Origin of the sequence: Mesorhizobium sp. M0618 (assembly GCF_040320765.1) — a bacterium.
Taxonomy (GTDB): Bacteria; Pseudomonadota; Alphaproteobacteria; order Rhizobiales; family Rhizobiaceae; genus Mesorhizobium.
Genome location: NZ_JAMYQH010000007.1, coordinates 155,947 through 179,715 on the forward strand (window position 1 = coordinate 155,947; position 23,769 = coordinate 179,715).

26 protein-coding genes and 1 pseudogene are annotated in these 23,769 nt (G+C 63.6%); 13 read left to right on the plus strand and 14 right to left on the minus strand.

From position 1 onward, the window contains the following. Window positions 1–13 precede the first annotated feature (13 nt). Both NKJ04_RS10435 and NKJ04_RS10440 read right to left on the minus strand, forming a co-directional pair. Complete coding sequence (locus NKJ04_RS10435; protein ID WP_023809860.1) at window positions 14–1,420, minus strand: ATP-binding protein; 1,407 nt, start codon at window positions 1,418–1,420, stop codon at window positions 14–16. Next, a complete protein-coding gene (locus NKJ04_RS10440) occupies window positions 1,417–2,133 on the minus strand; it encodes a response regulator (RefSeq protein WP_013529960.1) in 717 nt (238 codons plus the stop codon). The genes NKJ04_RS10435 and NKJ04_RS10440 overlap by 4 nt, the downstream gene beginning before the upstream one ends. 252 nt (window positions 2,134–2,385) lie before the next feature. On the opposite strand from NKJ04_RS10440, the gene NKJ04_RS10445 reads away from it, so the two are divergent. The 4 genes from NKJ04_RS10445 (at window position 2,386) to clpS (ending at window position 4,088) form a co-directional block, all read left to right on the plus strand. Next, the gene (locus tag NKJ04_RS10445; protein WP_023809859.1) at window positions 2,386–2,688 is read left to right on the plus strand and encodes a hypothetical protein; all 303 of its coding nucleotides are present in this window, start codon (window positions 2,386–2,388) and stop codon (window positions 2,686–2,688) included. Between the two features lie 39 nt (window positions 2,689–2,727). Then, the gene (locus NKJ04_RS10450) at window positions 2,728–2,961 is read left to right on the plus strand and encodes a hypothetical protein (protein ID WP_013529962.1); all 234 of its coding nucleotides are present in this window, start codon (window positions 2,728–2,730) and stop codon (window positions 2,959–2,961) included. 215 nt (window positions 2,962–3,176) lie between these two features. Continuing rightward, window positions 3,177–3,542, plus strand: a complete 366-nt coding sequence (locus tag NKJ04_RS10455; protein WP_352674737.1) for a hypothetical protein — start codon at window positions 3,177–3,179, stop codon at window positions 3,540–3,542. A gap of 240 nt (window positions 3,543–3,782) precedes the next feature. Then, complete coding sequence (gene clpS, locus NKJ04_RS10460; RefSeq protein WP_023809857.1) at window positions 3,783–4,088, plus strand: ATP-dependent Clp protease adapter ClpS; 306 nt, start codon at window positions 3,783–3,785, stop codon at window positions 4,086–4,088. A 2-nt stretch (window positions 4,089–4,090) separates the two neighbouring features. Here the strand turns inward: clpS and NKJ04_RS10465 are convergent, their stop codons facing one another. The 4 genes from NKJ04_RS10465 to NKJ04_RS10480 form a co-directional block, all read right to left on the minus strand. Then, window positions 4,091–6,169, minus strand: a complete 2,079-nt coding sequence (locus NKJ04_RS10465) for a hypothetical protein (RefSeq protein WP_352674740.1) — start codon at window positions 6,167–6,169, stop codon at window positions 4,091–4,093. A gap of 63 nt (window positions 6,170–6,232) precedes the next feature. Next, entirely contained in the window at window positions 6,233–9,055 is a 2,823-nt protein-coding gene (locus NKJ04_RS10470) for a DUF4159 domain-containing protein (protein WP_352674742.1), read from the minus strand. Then, on the minus strand, window positions 9,052–10,017 hold the full coding sequence (locus NKJ04_RS10475; RefSeq protein WP_023809854.1) for a DUF58 domain-containing protein: 966 nt from the start codon (window positions 10,015–10,017) through the stop codon (window positions 9,052–9,054). Before NKJ04_RS10475 ends, NKJ04_RS10470 begins: the two co-directional genes overlap by 4 nt. Further along, a complete protein-coding gene (locus NKJ04_RS10480) occupies window positions 10,017–11,021 on the minus strand; it encodes an AAA family ATPase (RefSeq protein ID WP_023809853.1) in 1,005 nt (334 codons plus the stop codon). Before NKJ04_RS10480 ends, NKJ04_RS10475 begins: the two co-directional genes overlap by 1 nt. Before the next feature lie 154 nt (window positions 11,022–11,175). Between NKJ04_RS10480 and NKJ04_RS10485 the strand changes: the two genes are divergently transcribed. Genes NKJ04_RS10485 through NKJ04_RS10495 form a run of 3 tightly spaced genes read left to right on the plus strand, consistent with a single transcriptional unit; the run spans window position 11,176 to window position 13,699 of the window. Beyond that, complete coding sequence (locus tag NKJ04_RS10485) at window positions 11,176–11,805, plus strand: DUF1285 domain-containing protein (protein WP_023809852.1); 630 nt, start codon at window positions 11,176–11,178, stop codon at window positions 11,803–11,805. After that, entirely contained in the window at window positions 11,805–12,437 is a 633-nt protein-coding gene (locus NKJ04_RS10490) for a CoA pyrophosphatase (RefSeq protein WP_023809851.1), read from the plus strand. The genes NKJ04_RS10485 and NKJ04_RS10490 overlap by 1 nt, the downstream gene beginning before the upstream one ends. Further along, the gene (locus tag NKJ04_RS10495; RefSeq protein ID WP_352674745.1) at window positions 12,434–13,699 is read left to right on the plus strand and encodes a CCA tRNA nucleotidyltransferase; all 1,266 of its coding nucleotides are present in this window, start codon (window positions 12,434–12,436) and stop codon (window positions 13,697–13,699) included. Before NKJ04_RS10490 ends, NKJ04_RS10495 begins: the two co-directional genes overlap by 4 nt. Before the next feature lies 1 nt (window position 13,700). Here the strand turns inward: NKJ04_RS10495 and NKJ04_RS10500 are convergent, their stop codons facing one another. From NKJ04_RS10500 to hemF, 3 genes are all read right to left on the minus strand, one after another. Beyond that, window positions 13,701–13,886, minus strand: coding sequence for a DUF1059 domain-containing protein (locus tag NKJ04_RS10500; RefSeq protein ID WP_013529972.1), 186 nt, complete (start codon window positions 13,884–13,886; stop codon window positions 13,701–13,703). 228 nt (window positions 13,887–14,114) lie between these two features. Continuing rightward, the gene (locus NKJ04_RS10505) at window positions 14,115–14,375 is read right to left on the minus strand and encodes a DUF1344 domain-containing protein (RefSeq protein WP_023809849.1); all 261 of its coding nucleotides are present in this window, start codon (window positions 14,373–14,375) and stop codon (window positions 14,115–14,117) included. 311 nt (window positions 14,376–14,686) lie between these two features. Then, window positions 14,687–15,601, minus strand: a complete 915-nt coding sequence (gene hemF, locus NKJ04_RS10510; RefSeq protein WP_023809848.1) for an oxygen-dependent coproporphyrinogen oxidase — start codon at window positions 15,599–15,601, stop codon at window positions 14,687–14,689. A 167-nt stretch (window positions 15,602–15,768) separates the two neighbouring features. Here hemF and NKJ04_RS10515 point away from each other — a divergent pair, with 167 nt between their 5' ends. After that, on the plus strand, window positions 15,769–16,026 hold the full coding sequence (locus NKJ04_RS10515) for a hypothetical protein (RefSeq protein ID WP_013529975.1): 258 nt from the start codon (window positions 15,769–15,771) through the stop codon (window positions 16,024–16,026). Here NKJ04_RS10515 and soxR read toward each other — a convergent pair. Together soxR and NKJ04_RS10525 are read right to left on the minus strand one after the other, a co-directional pair. Beyond that, window positions 16,023–16,484, minus strand: a complete 462-nt coding sequence (gene soxR, locus NKJ04_RS10520; protein ID WP_352674748.1) for a redox-sensitive transcriptional activator SoxR — start codon at window positions 16,482–16,484, stop codon at window positions 16,023–16,025. The genes NKJ04_RS10515 and soxR overlap by 4 nt on opposite strands. 140 nt (window positions 16,485–16,624) lie before the next feature. After that, the gene (locus tag NKJ04_RS10525; protein WP_128303746.1) at window positions 16,625–17,083 is read right to left on the minus strand and encodes a tRNA (cytidine(34)-2'-O)-methyltransferase; all 459 of its coding nucleotides are present in this window, start codon (window positions 17,081–17,083) and stop codon (window positions 16,625–16,627) included. Window positions 17,084–17,547: 464 nt separating this feature from the next. On the opposite strand from NKJ04_RS10525, the gene NKJ04_RS10530 reads away from it, so the two are divergent. From NKJ04_RS10530 to NKJ04_RS10550, 5 genes are read left to right on the plus strand one after another with little or no spacing between them, the layout of a single operon-like run. Further along, complete coding sequence (locus NKJ04_RS10530) at window positions 17,548–17,943, plus strand: hypothetical protein (protein WP_352674750.1); 396 nt, start codon at window positions 17,548–17,550, stop codon at window positions 17,941–17,943. A 29-nt stretch (window positions 17,944–17,972) separates the two neighbouring features. Further along, window positions 17,973–19,859 (plus strand): ABC transporter ATP-binding protein, encoded by a 1,887-nt coding sequence (locus NKJ04_RS10535; RefSeq protein ID WP_352674752.1) that lies wholly within the window; start codon window positions 17,973–17,975, stop codon window positions 19,857–19,859. Between the two features lie 10 nt (window positions 19,860–19,869). After that, window positions 19,870–21,753 (plus strand): ABC transporter ATP-binding protein, encoded by a 1,884-nt coding sequence (locus NKJ04_RS10540; RefSeq protein ID WP_352674812.1) that lies wholly within the window; start codon window positions 19,870–19,872, stop codon window positions 21,751–21,753. Window positions 21,754–21,756: 3 nt separating this feature from the next. After that, window positions 21,757–22,248 (plus strand): GNAT family N-acetyltransferase, encoded by a 492-nt coding sequence (locus NKJ04_RS10545; RefSeq protein ID WP_352674755.1) that lies wholly within the window; start codon window positions 21,757–21,759, stop codon window positions 22,246–22,248. A 1-nt stretch (window position 22,249) separates the two neighbouring features. After that, on the plus strand, window positions 22,250–22,561 hold the full coding sequence (locus tag NKJ04_RS10550; protein WP_023809841.1) for a DUF6665 family protein: 312 nt from the start codon (window positions 22,250–22,252) through the stop codon (window positions 22,559–22,561). 62 nt (window positions 22,562–22,623) lie between these two features. Here NKJ04_RS10550 and NKJ04_RS10555 read toward each other — a convergent pair. The 3 genes and pseudogenes from NKJ04_RS10555 to NKJ04_RS10565 all read right to left on the minus strand — a co-directional run bounded on the left by NKJ04_RS10555 (window position 22,624) and on the right by NKJ04_RS10565 (window position 23,667). Next, window positions 22,624–22,969: pseudogene (locus NKJ04_RS10555) on the minus strand (cupin domain-containing protein). Next, window positions 22,970–23,392, minus strand: coding sequence for a type II toxin-antitoxin system VapC family toxin (locus tag NKJ04_RS10560; RefSeq protein WP_023809840.1), 423 nt, complete (start codon window positions 23,390–23,392; stop codon window positions 22,970–22,972). Further along, window positions 23,392–23,667 (minus strand): type II toxin-antitoxin system Phd/YefM family antitoxin, encoded by a 276-nt coding sequence (locus NKJ04_RS10565; protein WP_031212730.1) that lies wholly within the window; start codon window positions 23,665–23,667, stop codon window positions 23,392–23,394. Before NKJ04_RS10565 ends, NKJ04_RS10560 begins: the two co-directional genes overlap by 1 nt. Window positions 23,668–23,769: the final 102 nt, after the last annotated feature.

A 23,769-nucleotide genomic window follows, 5' to 3' on the forward strand; every position in this document is an offset into this window, starting at 1 on the left:
GCTTGAATGCTTTTTATGCCGCCAGCGGCAGGCGCAGTTGCGTCAGCAGGCCACCGCCCGGGTTGTTGGACAGGCGGATCTCGCCACCTGCGGCGCGCGCGATGTTGCGGGCAATGGTCAGGCCGAGGCCCAGACCGCCGGTCTGGCGGTTGCGCGATTGTTCGAGGCGCACGAACGAGCCGAACACGGCGTCGATCTGTGCCTGCGGTATCCCGGGCCCTTCATCGCGGATGGTGAGCAGGATCATGTCTTCCGACCGGCGCAGCGAAAGATGCGCCTTCTTGCCGTAGGTGACCGCGTTCTGCACCAGATTGGTGACGCAGCGCTTGAGCGCGACCGGCCGCGCCATGCAGATCAGCCCGCGCGAACGGGTCTCGTCGTCGAACGACACGTCGTCATAGCCGTCGGCGATCGATTCCACGAGCGACCAGAAATCGATGCGTTCGTTCTTTTCCTCGGTCACTTCGAAGGTGGCGAAGTCGATCACCGAGCTGGCGATGCCCTCGACGTCGGCGAGGTCGTGCGCCAGCGCCTCGCGGACCGCCGATTTGCGCAACAGCTCCAGGCGCAGGCGCATCCTGGTCATCGGCGTGCGCAGATCATGCGCCAATGCCGCCGCCAGATGTTCGCGGTCCTCGACATATTCGCGCAACCTCGCCTGCATGGCGTTGATCGCCTTGGCGGCGGCACGGACCTCGCGGCTGCCGCTCTCGGCGATCGGTGGGCTCTTCAGATCCTTGCCGATCCGGTTCACGGCGGTTTCCATCATCCGGTAGGGCGCCGTCAGCCGGCGCAGCGACCAGATCGACATGATCACCACCAGCCCTGCGATCAGCGAATAAAGCGGCAGGCTGTCGAAGCTCAGGATCGGGCCGACGGGCGTGATCGGTTCGGTGAAGTTCAGCCATTGGCCGTCGGCGAAGCGCAGCGAGGCCGTCAGCTTGTCGCTCTGGGCGAAGTCGGCGGCCAGCACCAGAAGGTCACGCTCGACCTGTCCGATGTCGGGTCCCGGCGCCGTGCCGTCCGCGTCATCGGCCTCGCGCGTCGCCGGATCGCGGCGCACGCGTGCATCGGTGATGCCGAATTTCGACAGCCGGCCGACGAGGATGTCTTCGAGTTCGGCCAGTTCGTCGTCGCCGGCGATCGACGAAGTGACCGCCGGCGTGTCCGAAACGGTGAGCGCGTAAGTGGAGTTGAAGAGGCCGGTCGCCGTCGCCTTGCGCTCGTCCGGACTGGCGTCATGCATGAGCTGAACCAGCGAGAAGGCACGGTCGTTGAGCCGGTAGAGGTCGACGACGCCGTTGGCGGCGGCGCGGTCGCGCGACACGATATAGAGGGTCGCGACCTGGCTGATCAGCAGGCCGGCAATGACGATCAGCAGCACCCAGACAGGCAAGGTCTGCGGCAGGAAACGTCTCATTCGGAGGTCGTCTCGGGCAGGAACTGGTAGCCGCCGCTGCGTACGGTCAGGATCAGCTTGGGCGTCTTCGGGTCATCCTCCATCTTGCGTCGCAGCCGGCTGACCAGGATGTCGATGCTGCGGTCGAAGGAATAGTCGCTGTCGCCGCCGGACAGCTCGATGAGCTGGTCGCGGGTCAGCACGCGCTGCGCGCTCTTGACGAAGGTCTGCAGCAGATTGAATTCGGCCATGGTCAGTTCGACCCTGACATCGTCGGGTGCGATCAGCCGGCGCCGAGCACAATCCATCGTCCAGCCGGCGAAGCGGTAGATCTGCTTGGTGGTGGCGCGCTTCGGCTCGGCGGCGCCATTGCGCCTGAGCACGGCGCGGATACGCGCCAAAAGCTCGCGCGGGTCGAAGGGTTTGGGCACATAGTCGTCGGCGCCCATTTCCAGGCCGACGACGCGGTCGGTCGTCTCGGTGACGGCGGTCAGCATGATGATCGGCGTCGAATACTGGGCGCGCAGGTCGCGGCACAGCTCCAGCCCGCTCTTGCCGGGCAGCATCACGTCGAGGACGATGAGGTCCACCTGGACGCGCCGCAGGATGGTCTCCATCTCGATGCCGTCGGCGGCAACCGAGGTGTGCAGGCCCCGTTTCTGGAAGAATTCCTGCAGCAGGTCGCGGATACCCTTGTCGTCGTCGACGATCAGTATGTGTGCGTCGGATTTCACAGCAGCCCTGTCATTGTTGCCAAGCCCTTCTGTCTTTGATTGCCAAGCCCTTCTGTCGCAACCCACACGATAGAATTCAGGCCATATGTTGGCCAGTGGCTATGACGGGTTCACACCGGCTTTCTCAGACACAATCCAGAAACAAAATTCTACAGTTCAGAAAAACTCCTGAAAAATTTCAAGGGCATAACTGATCTCGTGGCGGTCAGGTCATCGGCTGCGACGCTAGTCTCCGGGTTTACGGATAAACCGATGCCAAGGTTGTCGATCAGTTTGTTGGGTGCGTTGCTGGGCTTCTGCCTGGTCACTGCCGCTGTCGGACAATCGGACGCAAAGGTGACGCTCACAACCCGGAGCGAACGGTGCGCCAATCTTAGCCACCAATTTGATGAAGCCCTCGAAACCCATGCCACGGCAACGCAGGTCACCGCGGCAAAGGCACTTCAGAGAAAGGGCAACCGGTACTGCGCCGCCAAGAAACAGGCGCAGGGCATCCGGATGCTCGCCAGTGCTTTGAAGCTGCTTGGAGTGACGCCGAACGACCCGGTTCAGTAACACTCCGAAACTTGGCCCGCATAAAAAGGAAACGAAGCCATGAAAAAGTCCATCCTCTCCGCAACCGGTCTCGCCGTCGCTCTCGCCTTCGCGATGCCGGCTCTCGGCAACGCCGCCGCCACCACGACCGCTGCTCCGGCTGCTTCGACGACCACCGCTCCGGCGACTGCCGCTCCGGCCAAGGCTGCTCCGAAGAAGGTCGTCAAGAAGACCGTCAAGAAGCACAAGAAGGCTGCCGAGAAGGCCGTCAAGAAGGACGCCCCGAAGACCTAATAAGGTCCGGCGCAAAATGCCGGCCTGTTGACCAAGGCCGCTCCAGCTGGTTTCGGCTGGAGCGGCCTTCTTCCTGTCCGAACCGCTGAAGCCCTGACGTTGGCGATGAAGCGGGTCGATGGGTTCAACTGATCTTGACGAAGTCTGGCACCGGCAGCTTCCGCCTCGACTGACACTTAACCCGTTTGCAACGCCGACCGTGTAGGACAATCCGCATGAAGAAGCGGCTTTCGTCCATTTTGCGCTCGATGGTGATCGGCGGCCTGGTTGCCACCGGCGTCGCCAGGGTGCTGATCCTGTTCACCGCCAGCCCGGTGCCCGATCCGGCCACCGGACGCACCGAGCCTTCGCTGTTCGCGCCGGCGATTTCCACCAGCTGGGACTACATCACGCCGGCACAGACCTGGCTGCTGGTCGTGCTGACCGGCGCGACGCTGATCTGCGTCGCCGCGTGGCCGATCGCGACCTGGCTGGAACGCCGGGCGGATGCCGGTGGAAACCGCTTTCGGTCCGATATGCCGTCGGCCACGGCCGCTCGGCAGATTCCCAGCCGCCGCATGTTCGGCCGTCAGGACCGTTGAACGGCAACCGACACTTTCCCACATAGTTGCGAATGGCCGCGCCCGCGGACATCGGCTTTGCGCGTCGCTCGAAATAGACGGCCGCTTTCGCTGGTGCCAGAATGGCGGCAAGGTTGCTACGCCAGAAGCAATTCACCGTTTCGTGGAAACGGTGAACTGTTCTGATCTTTTGTCTTGACGCAATTCCGGGCGGAAAACCATTTTACACTTTTCCTGGAATTGCTCTAACGGTCGGTTCCGATGCCTGAAATCACCACAAAACCGCGCGTCCAGGTCAAGCCGCAGGTCGAACGGCCAAAGCTCTACAAGGTCATCCTCATCAATGACGATTTCACGCCGCGCGAATTCGTGGTGACGGTGCTGAAGGGCGAGTTCAAGCTCAGCGAAGACCAGGCGCACCGGGTGATGATCACCGCGCATCGGCGTGGCGTCTGCGTCGTCGCCGTGTTCACCAGGGATGTCGCCGAGACCAAGGCGACGCGTGCCACCGATGCCGGCAAGGCCAAGGGCTATCCGCTGATGTTCACGACGGAGCCGGAAGAGTAGCCCTACCGTCCTTCGCGGTACCACATCGAACCCATTGCCAGAAGCAGCAGGCCGAGGCCGAGGAAGCCGCCGAACAGCGGCACGCGCGAGACGGCCTTGAGCACGCTGTCGTCCGTGGTGCGCAGTCCGATCCAGTCGTTGCCGGACGCGGCACCAGCCGAGCGCACCGGCACGATGGAGGGCAGCGTCACGTCGCTGCCAAGGGCTGTGGACGACGCCAGCCGGCGCACGCTGCCGCCGGTGGCTTCAGCCGGCGCCTTCAGCCGGCTTTCGGTGGAAATGACGTCGGCGAATTCCGGTGCGTTGACCGGCCCGACATGGGCGAGCGCGGTGAGGTCGCCATTGGCGACCTGATAGAGGCCGATCTCGCTGGTCTCGACGCTGCCGAGGAAGACGCCGGGCTCGGATTTCTCGAGCTTGACGGTCAAGGTCTTGCCGGACGGGGTGATGATCTGCGCGGGGCCGGGATCGTCGGCCATCGTCTGGCGGCGGATTTCCAGCACCATGCCGCGGCCGTCGGCGGTCAGCCGCTCTTCCTCGAGTTCAGGCTCCTTCATCAGCCAGTGGGCGATGCGCCGGTAGAGCTGGACATGCGGGCCGCCGCCCTCGAAGCCGCGCGCCCACAGCCAGCCCTGATCGGACAGCAGCATGCCGACGCGGCCTTCGCCCTTGCGGTCGAGCAACAGCAGCGGCCGGTTGTCGGCGCCCTTCATCACCACTGCGCCTTCGGGATTCTGCACGCCGATGGTGCGGAACCAGCGGCTCCAGTGCGGCGGCTCGCTAGCAGAGCCATCCAGCCCACGCGTCACCGGATGGCGCTGGCCGAGTTCGGTGAGGCGCGGATAGAAGGCCTTGTCGACCACCTCGCCGGTCGGCATCGCCGGCAGGGCGGATATCAGCGGCGTGCGCGCGATCGAGCTTTCGCCGGCATATTCGGGGCCGGCCGCGATCAGCAGCGCGCCGCCCTTTTCGACATATTCGGAGATGTAGTCGTAATAGAGGATCGGCAGCACGTCGCGGTGCTGGTAGCGGTCGAAAATGATGAGGTCGAAATCCTTGATCTTCTCGACGAACAGTTCGCGGGTCGGGAAGGCGATCAGCGACAATTCGTTGATCGGCGTGCCGTCCTGCTTTTCCGGCGGCCGCAGGATGGTGAAATGGACGAGATCGACCGAGGCGTCTGATTTCAGCAGGTTGCGCCAGGTGCGTTCGCCGGCATGCGGCTCGCCGGAGACGAGCAGCACGCGCAGATTCTCGCGAATGCCGTCTATGAGCGCGATGGCGCGGTTGTTGGTGTCGGTCAGTTCGCCCGGTTCGCGGTCGATGGCGAGTTCGACGATGTTGCGCCCGGCGCCCGGAATGGTCACCTGCAGCGGCATCGCCTGGCCAACGGTGGCGTGCTCGACGGCGACCTGTTCGCCATTGACCGAGACGCGCACATCGACCGGGCCGGTCTCGTTTTCGGTCGAGATGACGCGATAGGTCATGTCGAGCGGCTTGCCGACAAGGCCGAAGCGCGGCGCGTTCTCGAAGCGGATGCGGCGGTCCTTTTCGTGGTCGTTGCCGGTGATCAGGGCATGCAGCGGGGCGTTGAAATCGGGCGCGGCCGGGGGGGCGTCATGGACCTCGCCATCGGTGATCATGATGGCGCCGCCGATGCGTGACGGCGGCACGTCGCGGAAGGCGCCTTCAAGCGCACCGAACAGCCGTGTCTCGGTGCGCTCCTCGGCGGCCTCGGATTTGCCGGCCTCGACGAGGCGCACGTCGAACTGCTTGAAGCGGCCAAGTCGCTGCTGCAGCCCGGCCAGCGCCTCGTCGGTCTGCTTAGTGCGGTCGCCAATGTCCTGGCTCTGGCTGCGGTCGACGACGAGGGCGACAACGCTTTTCAGCGGCTCGCGCTCCTCGTTGAGGAACACCGGGTTGAACAAAGCGGCGGCGAGCGCCAGAAGGGCGATGAAGCGGAAGACCGAGCCGCGCTGGCGAAACCACAGGCCGACAAGCGCCAGCAGCGCCAGCGGCACTAGCGCCAAGGCCAGCAGGGGCCAGGAGATCAGCGGTTCGAAGGAGATCGACCAGTTCATTCCTTACCCTCCCCTTTGTGGGGAGGGTTTATCCGAGACCGGAGGGCACCAAACAAACTCATCTTACTGCCCCAGCCGTTCGAGCAGGATGGGCACGTGCACCTGGTCGGATTTGTAGTTGCCGGTCAGCATGTACATCATGATGTTGACGCCGGCACGCAGCGCGTAAATGCGCTGCATCGGGTCTGCCGGTACGGTCGGCAGCAGCGGATCGCCATTCTCGTCGACCGCCCAGGCGCCGGCGAAATCATTGGCGGTGATCATGATCGGCGAGACGCCGTCGCCGGTGCGCACCGGCCGGTTCTCGGCATTGCTGGCGTCGAGCGACGCCTCGACCCACAGTGGGCTGCCGGCGAAGCGGCCGGGGAATTCGGGCAGGATGAAGAAGGATTTGGTCAGCACGTGGTCGGACGGCACCGGCTCCAGCGGCGGCACGTTGAGGTTGCCCAGGATGTCGCGTAGCCGCTCCGTCGCCGGACTGGTCGAATCGGCGCCGATGCCGTTGGCGAACTGGTCGCGGGTGTCGAACAGCACCGTGCCGCCCTGCTGCATATAGGCGTCGATGCGGGCGATGGCGGCCTGGCTCGGCATTGGGGCGGCCGGATCGATCGGCCAATAGATCAAGGGATAGAACGACAGCTCGTCCCTTGAGATGTCGACGCCGGCCGGCGCGCCCGGTTCTAGTGCCGTCTTTTCGACCAGGAAGCGGGTCAGGCCCTCGAGCCCGGCGCGGCTGATCGAATCGTCGCCCGGCACGCCCGTCAGCACATAGGCGATGCGGGTCTTCGAAATCGCCTCGATGGCAACCTCATCACCTGACTTGGCGTCGTCGGCGCGGGCAAGGTCGGCATGACCGAACAGGCTACCCAGCGCAATAAGGACCGCGGCGGTGGTTGCCACGGCACCGGCGCGACGCGGCCGGCGTGAAAACAGGCCGCCCATCCAGAACACCGCCAGCGTATCAAGCAGCATCAGCACCAGGGTGGCCGCGACCAGCGCGCCTTTCAAATTGCGCGATTCGTCAAAGGCATACTGGATCGAGGTGATGGGAACAGTGATTTGCGGGCGCGCCAGCGGAGCCAGCGTGCTGTCGGCTTCAAGCAAATTATGGGCAAATACACCTGTCTCGGAACCATAGAGACCGGGCGGGTTTTCAAAAGTCACCGGCAGCGCGCCGGCGCCCGGTACAAGCGGCCGCGCGTCCGGCGTCGGCGGCACCAGCGAGCCGTCGGCTGCAATCATGCGATAGGGCGCCAGCGACGCCGCGGCGGCTTCGGCATTGGCGATGGCCGCGCCCTGGTTGCGCGACAACTGCACGATGCGGCGCAGCATCTCGACGAAGCTGCCAGAGATCGGCAGGTTCGACCAGGTTGCCTCGGGGGTGACGTGGAACAGCACCAGCGTGCCCTTGCCTTTCTTCAGTCCGGTGACCAGCGGCGTGCCGTCGGCAAGGGCCGCCCAGGTGCGCTCGACGATATCGGGTGTCGGCTCGGCCAGCACCTGCCTGCTGACGGTGACCTCGGTCGGGGGCGCCAGATCGGCGAACGGGCCGGCCTTAGGGAATTCGGTGACAGGCTGCGGCGACGTCCATGACAGCGCGCCGCCGAGCGAACGCTCGCCGGTGCGAAGGCGGACCGGCAGCAGATCGTCGTCATCGCCCGCAGTAGCCAGCCGCGAACCGGCGAAACGCACCAGCGTGCCGCCATTGTCGACCCAATCGACAAGCCTCTGCCGGACCTGTCCGGGAATGGTGCCGATATCGGCCATGACGATCATCGCGGGCTTCTGGTCGAGGATCTGCGGGATGGCGTCGGCAAGATCGGCGCTGGAGGGTTCGACCAGATCGGCGAATGGCTGCAGCGCCCGCCTGATGTAGTAGAGCGGCGACAAAAGCGGCTGTGCCTGGTCGGCCTCGGCCTGCGACAATAGACCGACGCGCCGCCGCTTGGAGCTTTCGTCGAGCACGCGGACCGCACCGGCCTGCCGCTCGCCGTCGAGCGCGATGGAAGCGAAGTCGTTGCGCAGCTCGAACGGCACCGCCATGGTGCCGGTGGCGGTGGTTTCGCCAGGCGAAAAGGTCAGCGTAGCATCGGCGATGCGGCGGCCCTTGTCATCGAAGGCGCCGGCGGTGACCTGAGCCGGGGCAGGGTCGCCCGGCGCGCGGATGGCGGTCAGTGCAAAGCCGTCGACCTGGTTGTCGGCGGCGGTCAGACCGGTCAGCGACAGCCTGTCGGCGGTTGCCCAGACGACACGGGCGGCATTTTTCGACAAAAGTGTGTTGAAGGCGGCTTCATCGCCTTTTGCGGCCAGGCCGTCGGCAAGCACGGCGACACTGGCCCCGGGCAAGGTCTCCAGCACGCCGGCGACGCGGGCATAGACGGCGGGCCGGTCGGTCGGGATCGGCCGCGGCTTGGCGGCGCGCAGCCGGTCAAGGGCGGTGGCGGCATCGAACGGGCCGATCTCGGCATTGGCCTTTTCGGCGGTGAAGGCGATGACGACCGGCACGCCGTTGGAGCCGGCGTCGTTGATCAGCCGCTCGGCGGTGGCGGCGCGTTTGCCCCAGTCGGCGGCACTTGCCCAGTCATTGTCGATGACCAGGGCAAGCGCTGCACCCTCGGCCGGCAGCTTTTCGCGCGGATTGAAGACCGGGTCGGCCAATGCGGCGACGATGAGGGCCGCCATCAAGAGCCTGAGCAGCGTCAGCCACCACGGACTCTGCTGCGGCGTCTCCTCGCGCTTCAGCACGCGGGCCAGGATCTTCAGCGGCGGGAAGATTTCGGTCTGCGGCTTGGGCGGCGTCAGCCTGAGCAGCCACCAGATCACCGGCAGTGCCAGGAGGCCCCACAGCACCATGGGGGCGCCAAAGGAAAGCGGCAGCCAACTCATGCGACAGCCTTTCCTGGCCGATCGCCACCGGCGATCGTGCCGGCACGACCGTCAGCGGTCGGCCTGACCGAGGGGCCATCAGTGGTCATCGCCATGTGCAGCCGCACCAGCGCGTCGGAAGCCAGCCGATCGGTGTGGTTGACGGTAAAGCTCCAGCCAAGCCGTTTGCACCAGGCTGCCAGTTCGTGGCGTCGGGCGGCGTAGAGCAGGCGATACTCATCCCCCAGCATTTCGGCGCGGCCGGCGGTCAGCTTGTCGCCGGTCTCAGGATCGGTGAACTCGGTTCGGCCAGCATAGGGGAAGGTCTCCTCGGCCGGGTCGGCGACCTCGATCAGGTGGGCACGTACGCCGTGGCGGGCCAGCACGTCGAGCCAGGCCATCGTCTCTTCGACGGGATCGAGGAAATCGCTGACGATGACGATGTCGCAGAAGCGCCTGATATCGGACAAATCGGGTTTTGCCGGCAAATCGCCGGCATGCATCAACTGGGCGGCGATGCGTTCGGCGCCGTTGCGGGCGGTGAACGGATCGGTGAGGCCCGGCCAGGCGATGCGCTCGCCGCTGCGCGACAACAGCTCGGCCATGGCCAGCGCCAGCACCAGCGCGCGCGATTGCTTGGAAACGCTGGCGCCGGTCGATTTGTAGAGCATCGACGGCGAGGGGTCGGCCCACAGCCAAACGGTATGGGCGGCTTCCCATTCGCGGTCGCGCACATAGGTGTGGTCGTCGCGGGCCGAGCGGCGCCAGTCGATGCGCGAGGAATCGCCCTCGACATAGGGCCGGAACTGCCAGAAATTCTCACCGATGCCGCGTTTGCGGCGGCCATGCCAGCCGGCGATCACGGTGTTGACGATGCGCCGCGCCTCAACCAGCAGGTCTGGCACAAGCGAGGCCCGCAACCGGCCACGGGCGAGCGCGTCACGCGTCGCTGCCGGAGCCTGGACCTCGCCGATGCGCGGCATCAAATCCCTTTCACGAGTTTCGCCACCACGTCACGCACGCTGGTGCCTTCGGCGCGGGCGGCGAAGGTCAGCGCCATGCGATGCTGCAGCACCGGCTCGGCCAGCGCACGCACGTCGTCGACCGAGGGCGCCAGCCGTCCGTCGTAAAGCGCGCGCGCCCTTGTGCACAGCATCAGCGCCTGGCTGGCGCGAGGGCCGGGGCCCCACGCGACGTTCTTGTCGGTTTCGGCGTTGCCTTGGCCGGGACGCGCCGAGCGCACCAGCGTCAGGATCGCTTCGACGACGCTTTCCGGCACCGGCATGCGGCGGATCAGCGTCTGGATTTCCTTCAGCCGCACCGGCTGCAGCACGTTCTGGGCTTTCGCGTCCTCGATGCCGGTGGTTTCCAGAAGGATGCGGCGCTCGGCCTCGATTTCTGGATAGAGGATGTCGACCTGCATCAGGAAACGGTCGAGCTGCGCCTCGGGCAGGGGATAGGTGCCTTCCTGCTCGAGCGGGTTCTGCGTTGCCAGCACATGGAAGGGCGCCGGCAGGTCGTAGCGGGCGCCGGCAATGGTGACGTGGTATTCCTGCATGGCCTGCAGCAGCGCCGACTGGGTGCGCGGCGAGGCGCGGTTGATCTCGTCGGCCATCAGAAGCTGGGCGAAGATCGGCCCGGAGATGAAGCGAAAGGCCCGCTTGCCGGTCTCGTCCTGCTCCATCACCTCGGAGCCGAGGATATCGGACGGCATCAGGTCCGGGGTGAACTGGATGCGGCGCGAATCGAGGCCGAGCACGATGCCAAGTGTTTCGACCAGCTTGGTCTTGGCGAGGCCCGGCACGCCGACCAAAAGCGCATGTCCACCGGCCAGCAGCGCCACCAGCGTACGCTCGACGACGCTTTCCTGTCCGAAGATGACCCGGCCGACCCCGTCGCGGATCCGGGAGATGTCGGCAAGCGCCTTTTCGGCCTCGGCGATCATGTCCTTTTCGCTGATCGGGCTTTCCTTGACCATCACGCTCATGCCGCATCGATCCTTGTGGTTGGAATACCATGGCTGGAACAACGGCTGCACCATACCATAAGTTGCCGCGATTCGGCCTCGCGTGGCGCCTATGTCGAAACTTAAATCACAGACTTAGGCTGACAAGCGGAACAACAGTGACTATTTCGTGACCATGACGGGACCCTTGGTACATCGTGAAGAAAGCCTGACTGGTGCCACCGAGGCGCGTGGCCTCGAGGCACTCATCTCGCGCGCCGCCCGTGCCGGCAAGGGCGCGGCACCCGTCGAACGCTGGAATCCCGACTTCTGCGGCGATCTGGACATGGAGATCAAGTCCGACGGCACCTGGTTCTATCTGGGCACGCCGATCGGGCGCATGCCGCTGGTGCAGCTTTTCTCCTCGGTGCTGCGCAAGGACGCCGATGGCAGGACCTATCTGGTGACACCGGTGGAAAAGGTCGGCATCCGCGTCGCCGATGCGCCGTTCATCGCCGTCGAAATGGACGTTTCGGGTAGCGGCGAAGCGCAGACCATCACCTTCCGCACCAATGTCGGCGATGTCGTCGAGGCCGGGCCGGAACGGCCGCTGCGCTTTGTCGACGAGAACGAGACCGGCGGATTGAAGCCCTATGTGCTGGTGCGTGGCCGTCTGGAGGCGCTGGTGGCGCGGCCGGTGATGTATGAACTGGTCGGGCATTGCGAGGAGGTCGAGATCGGCGGCGAGACGATGTTCGCGGTGCGCTCCAAGGGCGCCGTGTTCCCGATCATGCCGGCGGACCAGTTGAAGCGGCTGAGCGCGTGATGGACCAGGTGACGCCGGCGCCGTTTTCATCCGCGGATTTTCGCGCGCGTTTTGCCGTGCAGCCCGATGCGCATGCAGGCGACGATTATGGCGATCATCGCTTTAACCCCGGCCATCCGCGCCTCAATCAGGGCATGGCGCTGCGCAATGCCGCGGTGCTGATCCCGGTGGTCGATCATGAGGGCGATGCGACGGTTCTCCTGACCAAACGGGCCGAAAAGCTGCGCAGCCATTCGGGGCAGGTGGCATTTCCCGGCGGCACAATCGATCCGACCGATCCGAGCCCTGAGGCTGCGGCGCTGCGCGAGACCTTCGAGGAGATCGGGCTTGGCCGAGACCGCATCGAGATCATCGGCCGCATGCCCGACTATGTGGCCGGCAGCGGCTACCGCATCGCGCCGGTGCTGGGCATCGTGCTGCCCGGTTTCCAACTGACGCTCAACGCCGACGAGGTCGACGCCGCTTTCGAAGTGCCCCTGCGCTTCTTGATGGACCCGGCCAACCACAAGCGCGACAGCCGTATGTGGAACGATCTCGAATGGTTCTTCTACGACATGCCTTACGGCGAACGGCGCATCTGGGGCGTCACCGCCGGCATCATCCGTACCCTCTATGAAAGGCTTTATGCGTGAGTGTCTCGATCGCGGACAGGGCCGACTGGCTCGGCGACAAGCATCTGCAGCGCCTGCTGTTCGCACTGGCCGAAGGCGGTGAAGAGGCGCGAGTCGCAGGCGGCGCGGTGCGCAACACGCTGATGGGCCAGCCGGTCGCCGACATCGACATCGCCACCACCTGCCTGCCGGAGGAAACCCTCCGCCGCGCCGAAGCGGAAGGGTTCAAGGCGGTGCCAACCGGCATCGAGCATGGGACAATCACCGTGGTTGCCGGCGGAAAACCTTATGAAATCACCACCTTGCGCGCCGATATCGAGACCGACGGGCGGCGCGCGAAAGTGTCGTTCGGGCGCGACTGGAAGCTCGATGCTGAGCGGCGCGACTTCACCATCAACGCGCTCTATGCCGGGGCCGATGGCAAGGTGGTCGACCTGGTCGGCGGCATTGCCGACATCGAGGCGCGCCGGCTGCGATTCATCGGCGACCCGGAAGCGCGCATTCGCGAAGACTACCTGCGCATCCTGCGCTTCTTCCGCTTCTTCGCCTGGTACGGCGACGGGCGGCCGGACGCCGAAGGGCTGAAAGCCTGTGCCCGGCTTAAGGAAGGGCTGGCCCAGCTTTCGTCCGAGCGAATCTGGTCGGAACTGAAGAAACTTTTGTCGGCGCCCGATCCGTCACGGGCGCTGCTCTGGATGCGGCAGGCAGGTGTCTTGACCGCAGCGCTGCCGGAAAGCGAGAAATGGGGCATCGATGCCATCCATGGGTTGGCCAAGGCCGGGAAGGATCTGGGCTGGGCACCCGACCCGCTGCTCAGACTGGAAGCGATCGTGCCGCCCGATGCCGCGCGCATGAAGACGCTCGCCGAGCGGCTCAAACTCTCGACCGCCGAAGCGGATCGCCTGCGCCACTGGGCGCTTGCCACCGCCGTCGAGCCGAAGACGACCGAGGGCGAACTGGCGAAAAAGCTCTATCGCGGTGACCGGCAGGGGTTTGTCGACCGTCTGCGGCTGTCGCTTGCGGCAGCCAGGGTGCGCGCCGTCGAGGACAATGAGGCGCTGCTCGAAGCCGGTGGCTTTTCGCGCCTGCTTGCCTTCGCCACCGAATGGGAAAAGCCGTTGTTTCCGCTGAAAGGTGCCGATCTGACGGCGCTCGGCGCAACTCCGGGGCCGAAACTGGGCGAAATCCTCAGGAATCTTGAAGCGGAATGGGTCGAAGCCGGGTTTACCCCTGATCGCGACGCGCTCCTCAAGCGCGCCGCCGAAGCCTTGAAGGCCGGGTAGATCAGGCCGCGTCGCGGGTCTTTTCGATGCGCGAGCGGATCGCCTCGATCATCGTCTCGCGGATCACCGTCTCGCCATGCGTCTCGCGCATGTGCTCGACGGCACGGCGCATGACCTCGGCCTCCTCGTCGGCACGCGTGTGCCAGTCACAGCCGGGCACGAGCGACCCGCAGTGAAATTCCTTCATGAGATTTCTCCTTTTCCTCCGTGGAGCCCGAGGCCCCGGCACTTTTTTGGCTGACGGTCCAAATCCGAGATCGGATCCTGGGGGCCGCGAGCGGGAGAAGCATAACACAGATGGGGTGGCATTGGTTGCAGTCAACGGCGAAAAGGCGGAGCAGGCGCTGCTCCGCCCTCTTACGCTACCCCCAAACAGGACCGGATATCGTCTCATCCTGCTCTGGCGGGCAAGCCATCATTTTGCGACCTTGACGGCCTCGGCGACCTTGTTCTTGCCCTTCATATCCCATGAGACGCGGACCTTTTCACCGACCGTCAGGCCAGGATCCTTGAAGGTTTTGGGAAGCGTAAAAGACGATCCATCATCGAGGACCAGGCTCATGGCCGTCGTGTCAAAGGTCTTGATCGTTCCGGTGGTGTGCTTGACGGCGGCGAATGCCACTGAACCGGAAGCGAGAAGGGCAGCGGCGGCAGCCGAAACAATGATCTTGCGCATTGCGAAGTACTCCTGGAAAGGCGGGTATCTTTTTGACGAAGATGTCCCGCATCGTCTTGGGCCGTCCGGTCGCGTCGGGTCGCGGCTCGCTTTGTCTTGACGCAATTCCCGTCGGAAAGCCGTTTCGCACTTTCCTGGAATTGCGCGCAGGCGAGCCGCCGGCGCTTCCCGACCCGGCGCCACAAATAGACTAGTCTTTTCAACAGCCTATTAGACGAAAAAGAAATTTTTCGCCGCACCGTGTGCCACATTCCATGCCCATTTCGAGCGAATGGGACATCAATGCGGCTCACGCCGGGCTCACCATTTTGTTACGGCCAGCGGACCTCGGGTGGCAGGCTGGAAAGGATGGACGCGACATTGCCGCCGGTCTTCAGTCCGAAGATGGTGCCGCGATCGTGAAGCAGATTGAATTCGACATAGCGGCCGCGGCGGATGAGCTGTTCGTCGCGGTCGCCATCGGTCCAGTTCTCGTTGAAGTTGGCGCGCACGAGGTGGCCGTAGACGACGAGAAAAGAGCGGCCGACATCCTGGACGAAGTTGAAATCGGCATTCCAGCCGCCTTTGTCCTCGCCCGAATGCAGCCAGTCGAAGAAGATGCCGCCGGTGCCGCGCGGCTCGTTGCGGTGCGACAGATAGAAATACTCGTCGCACCAGGCCTTGTATTTCGGGTAATCGGCGACGTCGGCGTTCTTCTCGCAAGCGAATTGCATGGCGCGGTGGAAGGCGACCGTGTCGGGGTCGTCCTGCGTGCGGCGGCTGTCGAGCACCGGCGTTAGATCGGCGCCGCCGCCGAACCATTGGCGAGATGTGACCACCATGCGCGTGTTCATGTGCACGGCCGGAACGTTTGGGTTCCAGGGATGCGCGATCAGCGAAATGCCAGATGCCCAAAAGCGCGGGTCTTCCTCGGCGCCCGGCATCTGCTTCCTGAATTCGGGTGAGAACTCGCCGTGGACGGTCGAGGTGTGGACGCCGACCTTTTCGAAGACGCGGCCGTGCATCATCGACATGGTGCCGCCGCCGCCGCGCCCCTCGTCACGTTCCCATGGCGTCTTTTCGAAGCGGCCGGGCGACCACGAGGCCAGCGGCCCGCCAAGATCCTGCTCGATCTGCTCGAAGGTGGCGCAGATGCGTTCGCGCAGCGCCTCGAACCACAGCCTTGCCTTCATCTTCTTCTGTTCGATGTCGGCGGGCAGGCCTGCCGGTATTTCTGGTCGTTCCAAGTGCCGTCTCCGGTTGGGGCGGCGAGTCCCACAAATGACTCGTCTTTTGCCGGCGCGATCCCTAATCTCTTAAGGGCAAGGGTCAAGTCACTTTGGTTTTGCGCATGATCCTTTCCGAAACTCGATTCCGATTTCGGGGTCATGCGCCAGGTGCAAGGAGTTGTTTCGTGCGCACCCCGGCAAGACCGCCGCTGGATGGCCTGAAGAAAAGGCTCGACCAAAGCCGTGCCGAGCGTGTTCGTATGCCGCGCGACGGTTTCCTGCGCGAGACCTTCGTGCTGCCGCGCTCCGATGCGCGGCTCAAGGCCAAGGAATGGTTCGAGCGCTTTCCCAAGCAGGCCTACTGGACCGAGATCGAAAGCTGGTTCGAGCGGCCGGGCGACTTGATTGAGTTCACCATCAGGCGCTTGCCTGCGGCTGACTAGGATGTCCTCGAGAGAGGCGGAGCAACCAGCCTTCTTGCCCCTGTCCCCTCGCGCGCCAGCCGGTCGCCCTTGTTACGCAGCGGGCATTTGTCGATCGACATGCAGCCGCAGCCGATGCAGTCGGTCAGCCCGTCGCGCAGTTTCTTCAACTGGGCGATCTTGTGATCGAGCCCGTCGCGCCAGGCGGTCGACAAAAGGTTCCAGTCATCGCGCGTCGGCGTGCGGCCTTCTGGCAGCGATGCCAGGGCTTCACCGATCTCGGCCAGCGAAATGCCGACCTCCTGCGCCACCTTGATGATCGCCACGCGCCGCAGCACGTCACGGCCGTAGCGGCGCTGATTTCCCGCCGTGCGGTGGCTGCGGATCAGGCCGCGGGCCTCATAGAAATGCAATGCCGACACCGCCACACCGCTGCGCATGGCGACCTGGCCGACCGTCAATTCCGTTACCGGTGCCATCTCTGTTTTTCGTCCCGATTTTTCCGCTTGACCTCAAGTTAAGTTGAGCTTGTAGCGAAGAAACCCAGGATCTGCAAACGAAGGAGAAGGCGATGTGCGCCTGGGTCAAGATGACGGGAGACGGGCTTGCCGGCGAACCCCTATCCCAGTTGCCGGATGGCTTCGCCCGCCACCATGGCGACGGAAAGCGCGACATTGATGCTGCGCGCCGTGCCCTGCATGGGGATGGTCAGCCGCGCATCCGCCGCCTGATGGACAGGATCCGGCACGCCTGCGGATTCGCGACCGAACAGCAGAATGTCGCCTTCGGCGAAGGTGAAGTCGGTGTAGGCCGTCGTGGCTTTGGTCGACAGCAGCACCAGCCGGTGCGAACCAGCCTTGCGCCGTTCCTCGAAGGCGTGCCAGTCGACATGCCGGGTCAGGGCAGCCATTTCGAGGTAGTCCATGCCGGCTCGTTTGAGCGCTTTGTCGGAGAGCGGAAATCCGGCCGGTTCGATGATGTCGACGCCAAGTCCGAGGCAAGCGGCGAAGCGCAGGATTGTCCCGGTGTTGCCGGCGATATCCGGCTGGTAGAGCGCGATGCGGAGACGACAGTTCATTTCCGCGTCTTTCTAATAAGTGGCAAATCGGCCACAGCGGGCTCGCGGTTTTGGAAATTGCTGGACCTGCGGGTGGCCATTTTCTGCGAAGTCGGGTATGTCAGCTCCATTGTCAACCCGAACCGATGGAGGGGTAATTCATGATGACCATGCACATCCAGCGCCCCTCTCGTGGGCTTACCTGCCTGCCGGCGGTTTCGGTACGACGATTCTCCTGACTCTCTAAGACTTGATCGCACCGATTCCCGCCGAAACGATTTTTCGGCTCTCGAAGGAATCCTGCGATGTTTTTCAAAAAGTCAAAAGGGCTAAACGCCCCAACTGAAGCTGTCCGGACCGATGCTTATCGTGCCCCGACCGATGCTTATCGTGTCCAGACCGACGCAATGCGTGCCTCCGGCCGAATGCCGGCGGACGATGTTGCTTCGCCTTTTTATCTCTATTTTCACACGGAGGACGGATCGATGTTCGATCCCTACAGAATACCCGGCTCAAGGAGCCTGCATATCCACCGACTGCCGACCTGGGCGCTGCTGATCGGCGACACCTATTCGTCTGCGGTTCACGCCGAGGTTCGCCGCCGGCCGCATCGCGGCATGCTGCCGGATGTCGATTTTTCGCGCGCGGTTCCCGATCCGAGCCGCCCGTCGCTGGTGCGCCGGATCATCCGGCTGGTCAGGCCGGGCGCGAAAAACCGGGCTGGCGGCACCGTGTCGTCAGGATCGACTGGCGCAGCTGTCGGCGAAAAGCCCGCGAGCCCCTATATTGCACGAGGCATGGCCGACGGTCCGGGTGATTCCAGACCGTCGGCCCTTGATGCCATGGGTACCGGGGATTTCGTACGCTCACGTGCCGCGTAAGCGGCAAACACATTTCACAGGCATAACCTATGTTGTTGTTTAGCTGGTTTGAAAAAAGGCTCGATCCGTTCCCCGCAGCGGAACCGGTCGAGCCGCCCAAGACGCTGGTTGCCTTCTGCCTGCATTATACGCGCGGCGCATGGCCTTATATCCTTTTCGACGCGGTGCTGGTGACGGCCATCGCGATCGCGGAAGTGTGGATGTTCGGCTTCCTCGGCCGCATCGTCGACTGGCTGTCGGGGCAGAATCGCGAAACCTTCCTGCAGACGGAAGCCTGGAAGCTCGCCGGCATGGCCTTCATCGTGCTGTTCGCGCTGCCGGGCACGGTATGGCTGCATTCGTTTCTCAACCAGCAGACGCTGATGGGCAATTATCCCATGCGCATCCGCTGGCAGGTGCACCGCTATCTGCTCAAGCAGTCGATGAGTTTCTACCAGGACGAGTTCGCCGGCCGCATCGCGACAAAGCTGATGCAGACGGCTCTCGCCGTGCGCGAATGCGTCATCAAGGTGATCGACGTCCTGAACTACGTTATCGTCTATTTCCTCGGCATGCTGCTCATCGTCGGCTCGGCCGACTGGCGGCTGGCCGCGCCGCTCGGCGTCTGGCTGGTCGGCTATATCCTTTTGCTGCGGTTTTTCATTCCCCGGCTGGGCAAGGTTGGCGAGGAACAGGCCAATGCGCGCTCGATCATGACGGGCCGTGTCGTCGACAGCTACTCCAACATCCAGACGGTCAAGCTGTTCAGCCATGCACGCCGCGAAGCGTCATTCGCCAAAGACGGCATGTCCGGCTTTCTCGAAACGGTCTACCGGTCGATGCGGCTGGTGACAGTGCTTTTTGGCTCGCTTTACATCCTAAATGCATTGCTCTTGTTCTCTGTCACCGCGATGGCGTTGTGGCTGTGGCTGGGGCAAGCAGTGACGATCGGCGCGGTCGCCGTGGTCATCGGCCTTGTGCTCAGGATGTGGGGGATGTCGCAATGGATCATGTGGGAAATGTCGGGCCTGTTCGAGAACATCGGCACGGTGCAGGACGGCATCGCCTCAATCTCGCTGCCGCGCCTTGTCGAGGACAGGCCGGACGCGAAGGAGATCAGCGTTTCCAGGGGTGAGATCCGCTTTGAGGACATTCGCTTCCACTACGGCAAGCAGAAGGGTGTGATTGAAGGCCTGTCGCTGGCGGTGAAACCGGGCGAGAAGGTCGGCATCGTCGGCCGTTCCGGCGCCGGCAAGTCGACGCTGGTCAACCTGTTGCTGCGCTTCTACGACCTCGAAGCCGGGCAGATATTGATCGACGGCCAGGAGATCGCCGGTGTGAAGCAGGATTCGCTGCGTGCGCAGATCGGCATGGTCACGCAGGACACCTCGCTGCTGCATCGTTCGGTGCGCGAGAACATCCTTTATGGCCGGCCCGATGCCACCGACGAGATGCTTGTCGAGGCGGCGCGCCGCGCCGAGGCGCTGGATTTCATCGGCGGGCTTTCGGATGCCAGCGGCCGCAAGGGCTTCGATGCCCATGTCGGTGACCGCGGCGTCAAATTGTCCGGCGGCCAGCGGCAACGCGTCGCCATTGCTCGCGTTATGTTGAAGGACGCACCTATACTTATCCTTGACGAAGCGACTTCGGCGCTTGATTCCGAAGCCGAGGCGGCGATCCAAGAGAATCTCTACAAGCTCATGCAAGGCAAAACCGTCATCGCCATAGCGCACCGGCTGTCGACCATCGCGGCGATGGACAGGCTGGTGGTGATGGACAACGGTCGTGTCATCGAGGAAGGTTCGCACGAGGAACTCGTCGCCAAGGGCGGGCTCTACGCGCAGCTCTGGCAGCGTCAATCGGGCGGATTCCTGCTTGAGGACGGTCCCGCCGACGCCGCAAATGACGCACTTGCAAAGGGGCAAGCCGCAGAATGATGGCCGCCGCATGATGACAGCCGTCTATCGCTGGTTCGAGAACTGGGTCTATCCGTTCAGGGAGCCAGCGAATCTTCGGCCACCGACCAGCGTCGGCGGCTTTCTCTGGCACTATGTCGGCCAGGCGAAGTTCGCCTTCTTCGCCATGCTGGTCATCGGCGGCATCGCGCCGCTGGTCGAGGCCGGCCTGTTCTACTTCGTCGGGCGGCTGGTCGATATTCTCGACCAGCTTCCCGCCGAGCGCAGTTGGCACGCCTTGTGGAACGCCGCAGGCCCTGAACTGGTGTTCATGATGGCGGTGGTGCTGGTCATCCGCACCATCGTCGTCGGCCTGTCGGCGCTGGTCGACGAACAGACGATCACGCCCGGCTTCTACAATCTGGTGCGCTGGCAAGCGCATCGGCATGTGTCGCGACAGTCCTACGCCTTCTTCCAGAACGATTTTGCCGGCCGTATCGCCACCAAGGTCTGGCAGGCGGGCCAAGCGACCGGCGACCTGATGGAAAGCTTCATCGAGGTCGTCTGGTTCATGATCGTCTACACGGTGACGACGCTGGCGCTGGTCGCCGGCCTCGATCTCAGGCTGGCGGTGCTGGTGGTGATCTGGATTTCCGCTTTCGGCTGGCTGGCCAAGCTCTATCTGCCGGCAATCCGCAAGCATGCCGAGGAGACCGCCGAGGCCGGCTCGATGATCACCGGCCGCATCGTCGATTCCTATTCCAACGTGCAGACGCTGAAACTGTTCTCGGCCGACGGCGACGACCGCTACATCAAGAACGGCTTCGACATCTATCTCGACGCGCTGCGCCCGTTCACCCGTCGGCTGACCGGCGTGCGCATGGCCCTGACGACGCTGTCGGGCATCATGATCACCGCGATCGGCTGTTTTGCCGTGTATCTCTGGGTCGAAGGCTCGATCACCGTCGGCGCTGTCGCCTTCACGCTGTCGCTGGTGCTGCGGCTCAATATGCTGCTCGGCCGGCTGATGATGCAGCTCAACAGCATATTGCGGAACCTCGGCGTGCTGGAAAACTCCAAGGCGCTGATCTCGCAGCCGCTTGGCCTGGTCGATGCGCCCGACGCCAAGGAACTGGTCGTGGCCGGCGGACGCATCGCGGTGAAGAACGTCGAGTTCCATTACGGCAAAGGATTCGGTGTGCTCAACGGCATCGACCTCGTCGTGCGGCCGGGCGAGAAGGTCGGGCTGGTCGGGCCGTCGGGTGCTGGCAAGACGACGCTCGCCAATCTGATCCTGCGGCTCTACGATCTGGAAGGCGGGTCGATCACCATCGATGGCCAGGACGTTTCTGAGGTGACGCAGAATTCGCTGCGCGCCAATATCGGCGTCGTCAGCCAGGATACGGCCCTGTTCCACCGTTCGCTGCGCGACAACATCAAGCTCGGCATGCCTGACGCGACCAACGCCGAGGTGATCGCGGCGGCGAAAAAGGCCGAGGCGCACGAGTTCATCCTTGGCTTGCGCGACAACAGGGACCGCGCCGGCTACGAGGCCTTTGTCGGCGAGCGCGGTGTCAAGCTGTCAGGCGGCCAGCGCCAGCGCGTGGCGATCGCCCGCGTCTTCCTCAAGGACGCGCCGATCCTGATTCTCGATGAAGCGACCTCGGCGCTCGATTCCGACATCGAGGCGGCGATCCAGGAGAATTTGACAAGGCTGATGGAAAACAAGACGGTCATCGCCATTGCCCACCGGCTGTCGACGATCGCAGCACTCGACCGGCTGGTGGTGCTCGACGGCGGCCGCATCGTCGAGCAAGGCACGCATGACCAGCTGGTGGCGCTCGACGGGCTCTATGCGCGGCTGTGGAAGCGGCAGTCCGGCGGTTTTCTCTATCACGAGGACAGCGTGCTCGAAGAGACGCGGCCTGCGGAGTAGGGCATGGTTGCATCGGCAGAGGTAATTCCAGAGATCGGCCCCGGAGTGAGCTATGTGCTCAAGCGGCTCCGGCCAACCACGCCGGCCTTCGACGCGCTGAAGCAGGAAAGCCGGTTTGGGGGCTACTGGATGCTGGTGCGCCTGGCGGATGGCTGGGCTAGCGGCCGCAACAAGTTCTTGAAGCGCGGCGAGGCACTCTACGGAGCCTGGAATGGCCGGGAACTCGCCGGCGTGTGCGGGCTGAACATCGATCCCTATTTCGAGGCCAGGGGCCACGGCCGGGTCCGGCACCTGTTCGTCAGTGCGCGCCACCGTCGCAACGGTCTTGGCCGGATGCTGGTCGAGACCGTTATCGACAGGGCACGTCACCATTTCGCCGTGCTGAACACCCGCGCGCCGCAAGAAGCCTTCGGTTTCTACGAACGGCTTGGCTTTCAGCGCGTGGAAGGCGAAGAATTCGTCACACACCGCATGGTCTTCGGGAAAGGAAGCTGAAATGTCCTTGCGTCCGCCATCTCATCTAGCCGGCGCCTCGTCCGCGGAAGCCGCCTTCGACGCGCTCGGCCATGAAATATTGGCGGAAAAGGCGGCAGCACTTGGCCGCGCCGGCCAGCGGGTAGAGGAAACGTTGGCCAGGCTGCGCGACAATGCCGACGAGCAACTGCGCCCCCGGCTGCTCAAGGATGCCGCCGAGGCGGTGCATGGCTATTTCATCCAGCGCGAGCTGTGCGGCTTGCGCAAGCACGATACCGTCATTCGTGAATACAACATCCCGAAAGCGGTGCTGGCCAGGCTCGGCGCGAAATAACTCTCTTTTGTTGGACCATGATCTTATTCCGAAAACCGGTTCCCACTTTTCGGGATCATGGTCTACTCAAGCCATTCGGTGATGAAGCTGCCATTCTCGTGGATGTCGGTCGTCTCCAGCGGGCCTGGGCCGAGATTGGTGAATTTGTGCGGCGTATTGGGCGGCACGATCAGGATCTGGCCGGCGGATGCCTCGATCTCCTGGTCGCCGACGGTGAACAGGCCGGTGCCCTGGCGAATGATGAAGATCTCAGCGTAGGGATGTGTATGCAGGCGGGGCCGCCTCCGACGCCAGGCAGATAGTTGAAGATCAGGCAGGAGAGCCGTAGGCGCCACATTGCAATTCGCCCTTCCAATGGTCGGAGCGAACAGACCAGGTGTCGCGGTCTATGATTTGTGCCCTGGCTATCTAGCCCTTCGCGGGTATCCAGGGATTGAAAAGCTTCACCCCGGTGCCCTCAAAATCCTTGGTATTGCGTGTCACGACTGTCAAATTATTGACAAGCGCGCTGGCGGCAATGAGAGCATCGCGTTCCGGCTTAGGGTCAGGAACGTGGAGGTTTGCGCAACGCACGACAACGGCCGTGTCTATGCTCAGTATCCGGTCGTCGAACTGTGGAATTAGTATTTGATCCAACCACTCACGGTACATGGCGGCCTGGCGGGTGTCCTTCCTCGACAACAACAGTGTTCCGATTTCGAGTTCCAGGATCGAAATCACCGACATGAAAAAGCTGGCGACGTCGTGGGTCTCAGACCAGGCTAAAACGTTGCGATCGGCCTTGTCCCGACGACGCAGATTCGAAACGACATTGGTGTCGAGAATAAACATCAGTCGAGATCGGGAATCTTGAAAAACGGTCCTTCCAGGCGAGGTGGTTCCCAGTCGAAGTCTGCTTCGGGGCGATCGTCGGCAATCGCGTCCGCGAGGCTTCTCGGCTTCTTCTCCAACCGCTCGTATTCCTCCATCGAAATCAGCACATGGGAAGGCTTGCCGCGATCGGTGATGATAACCGGTCCGTTCCTGGCAGCCCGCTTCGCAAGCGCCGTGTCCTGGTTGAATTCACGGCTCGACATGATGGTGATCGTCTTCGTTGAGATGTTCATTTCAGCACCTCCGTCGAGTAGATGTAGACATATTGCTACATTTAGCCAAGCACGTCAAATTCATCGCTGTGCGGAACGCCCGCGACAATCTGCCCTTGTGCC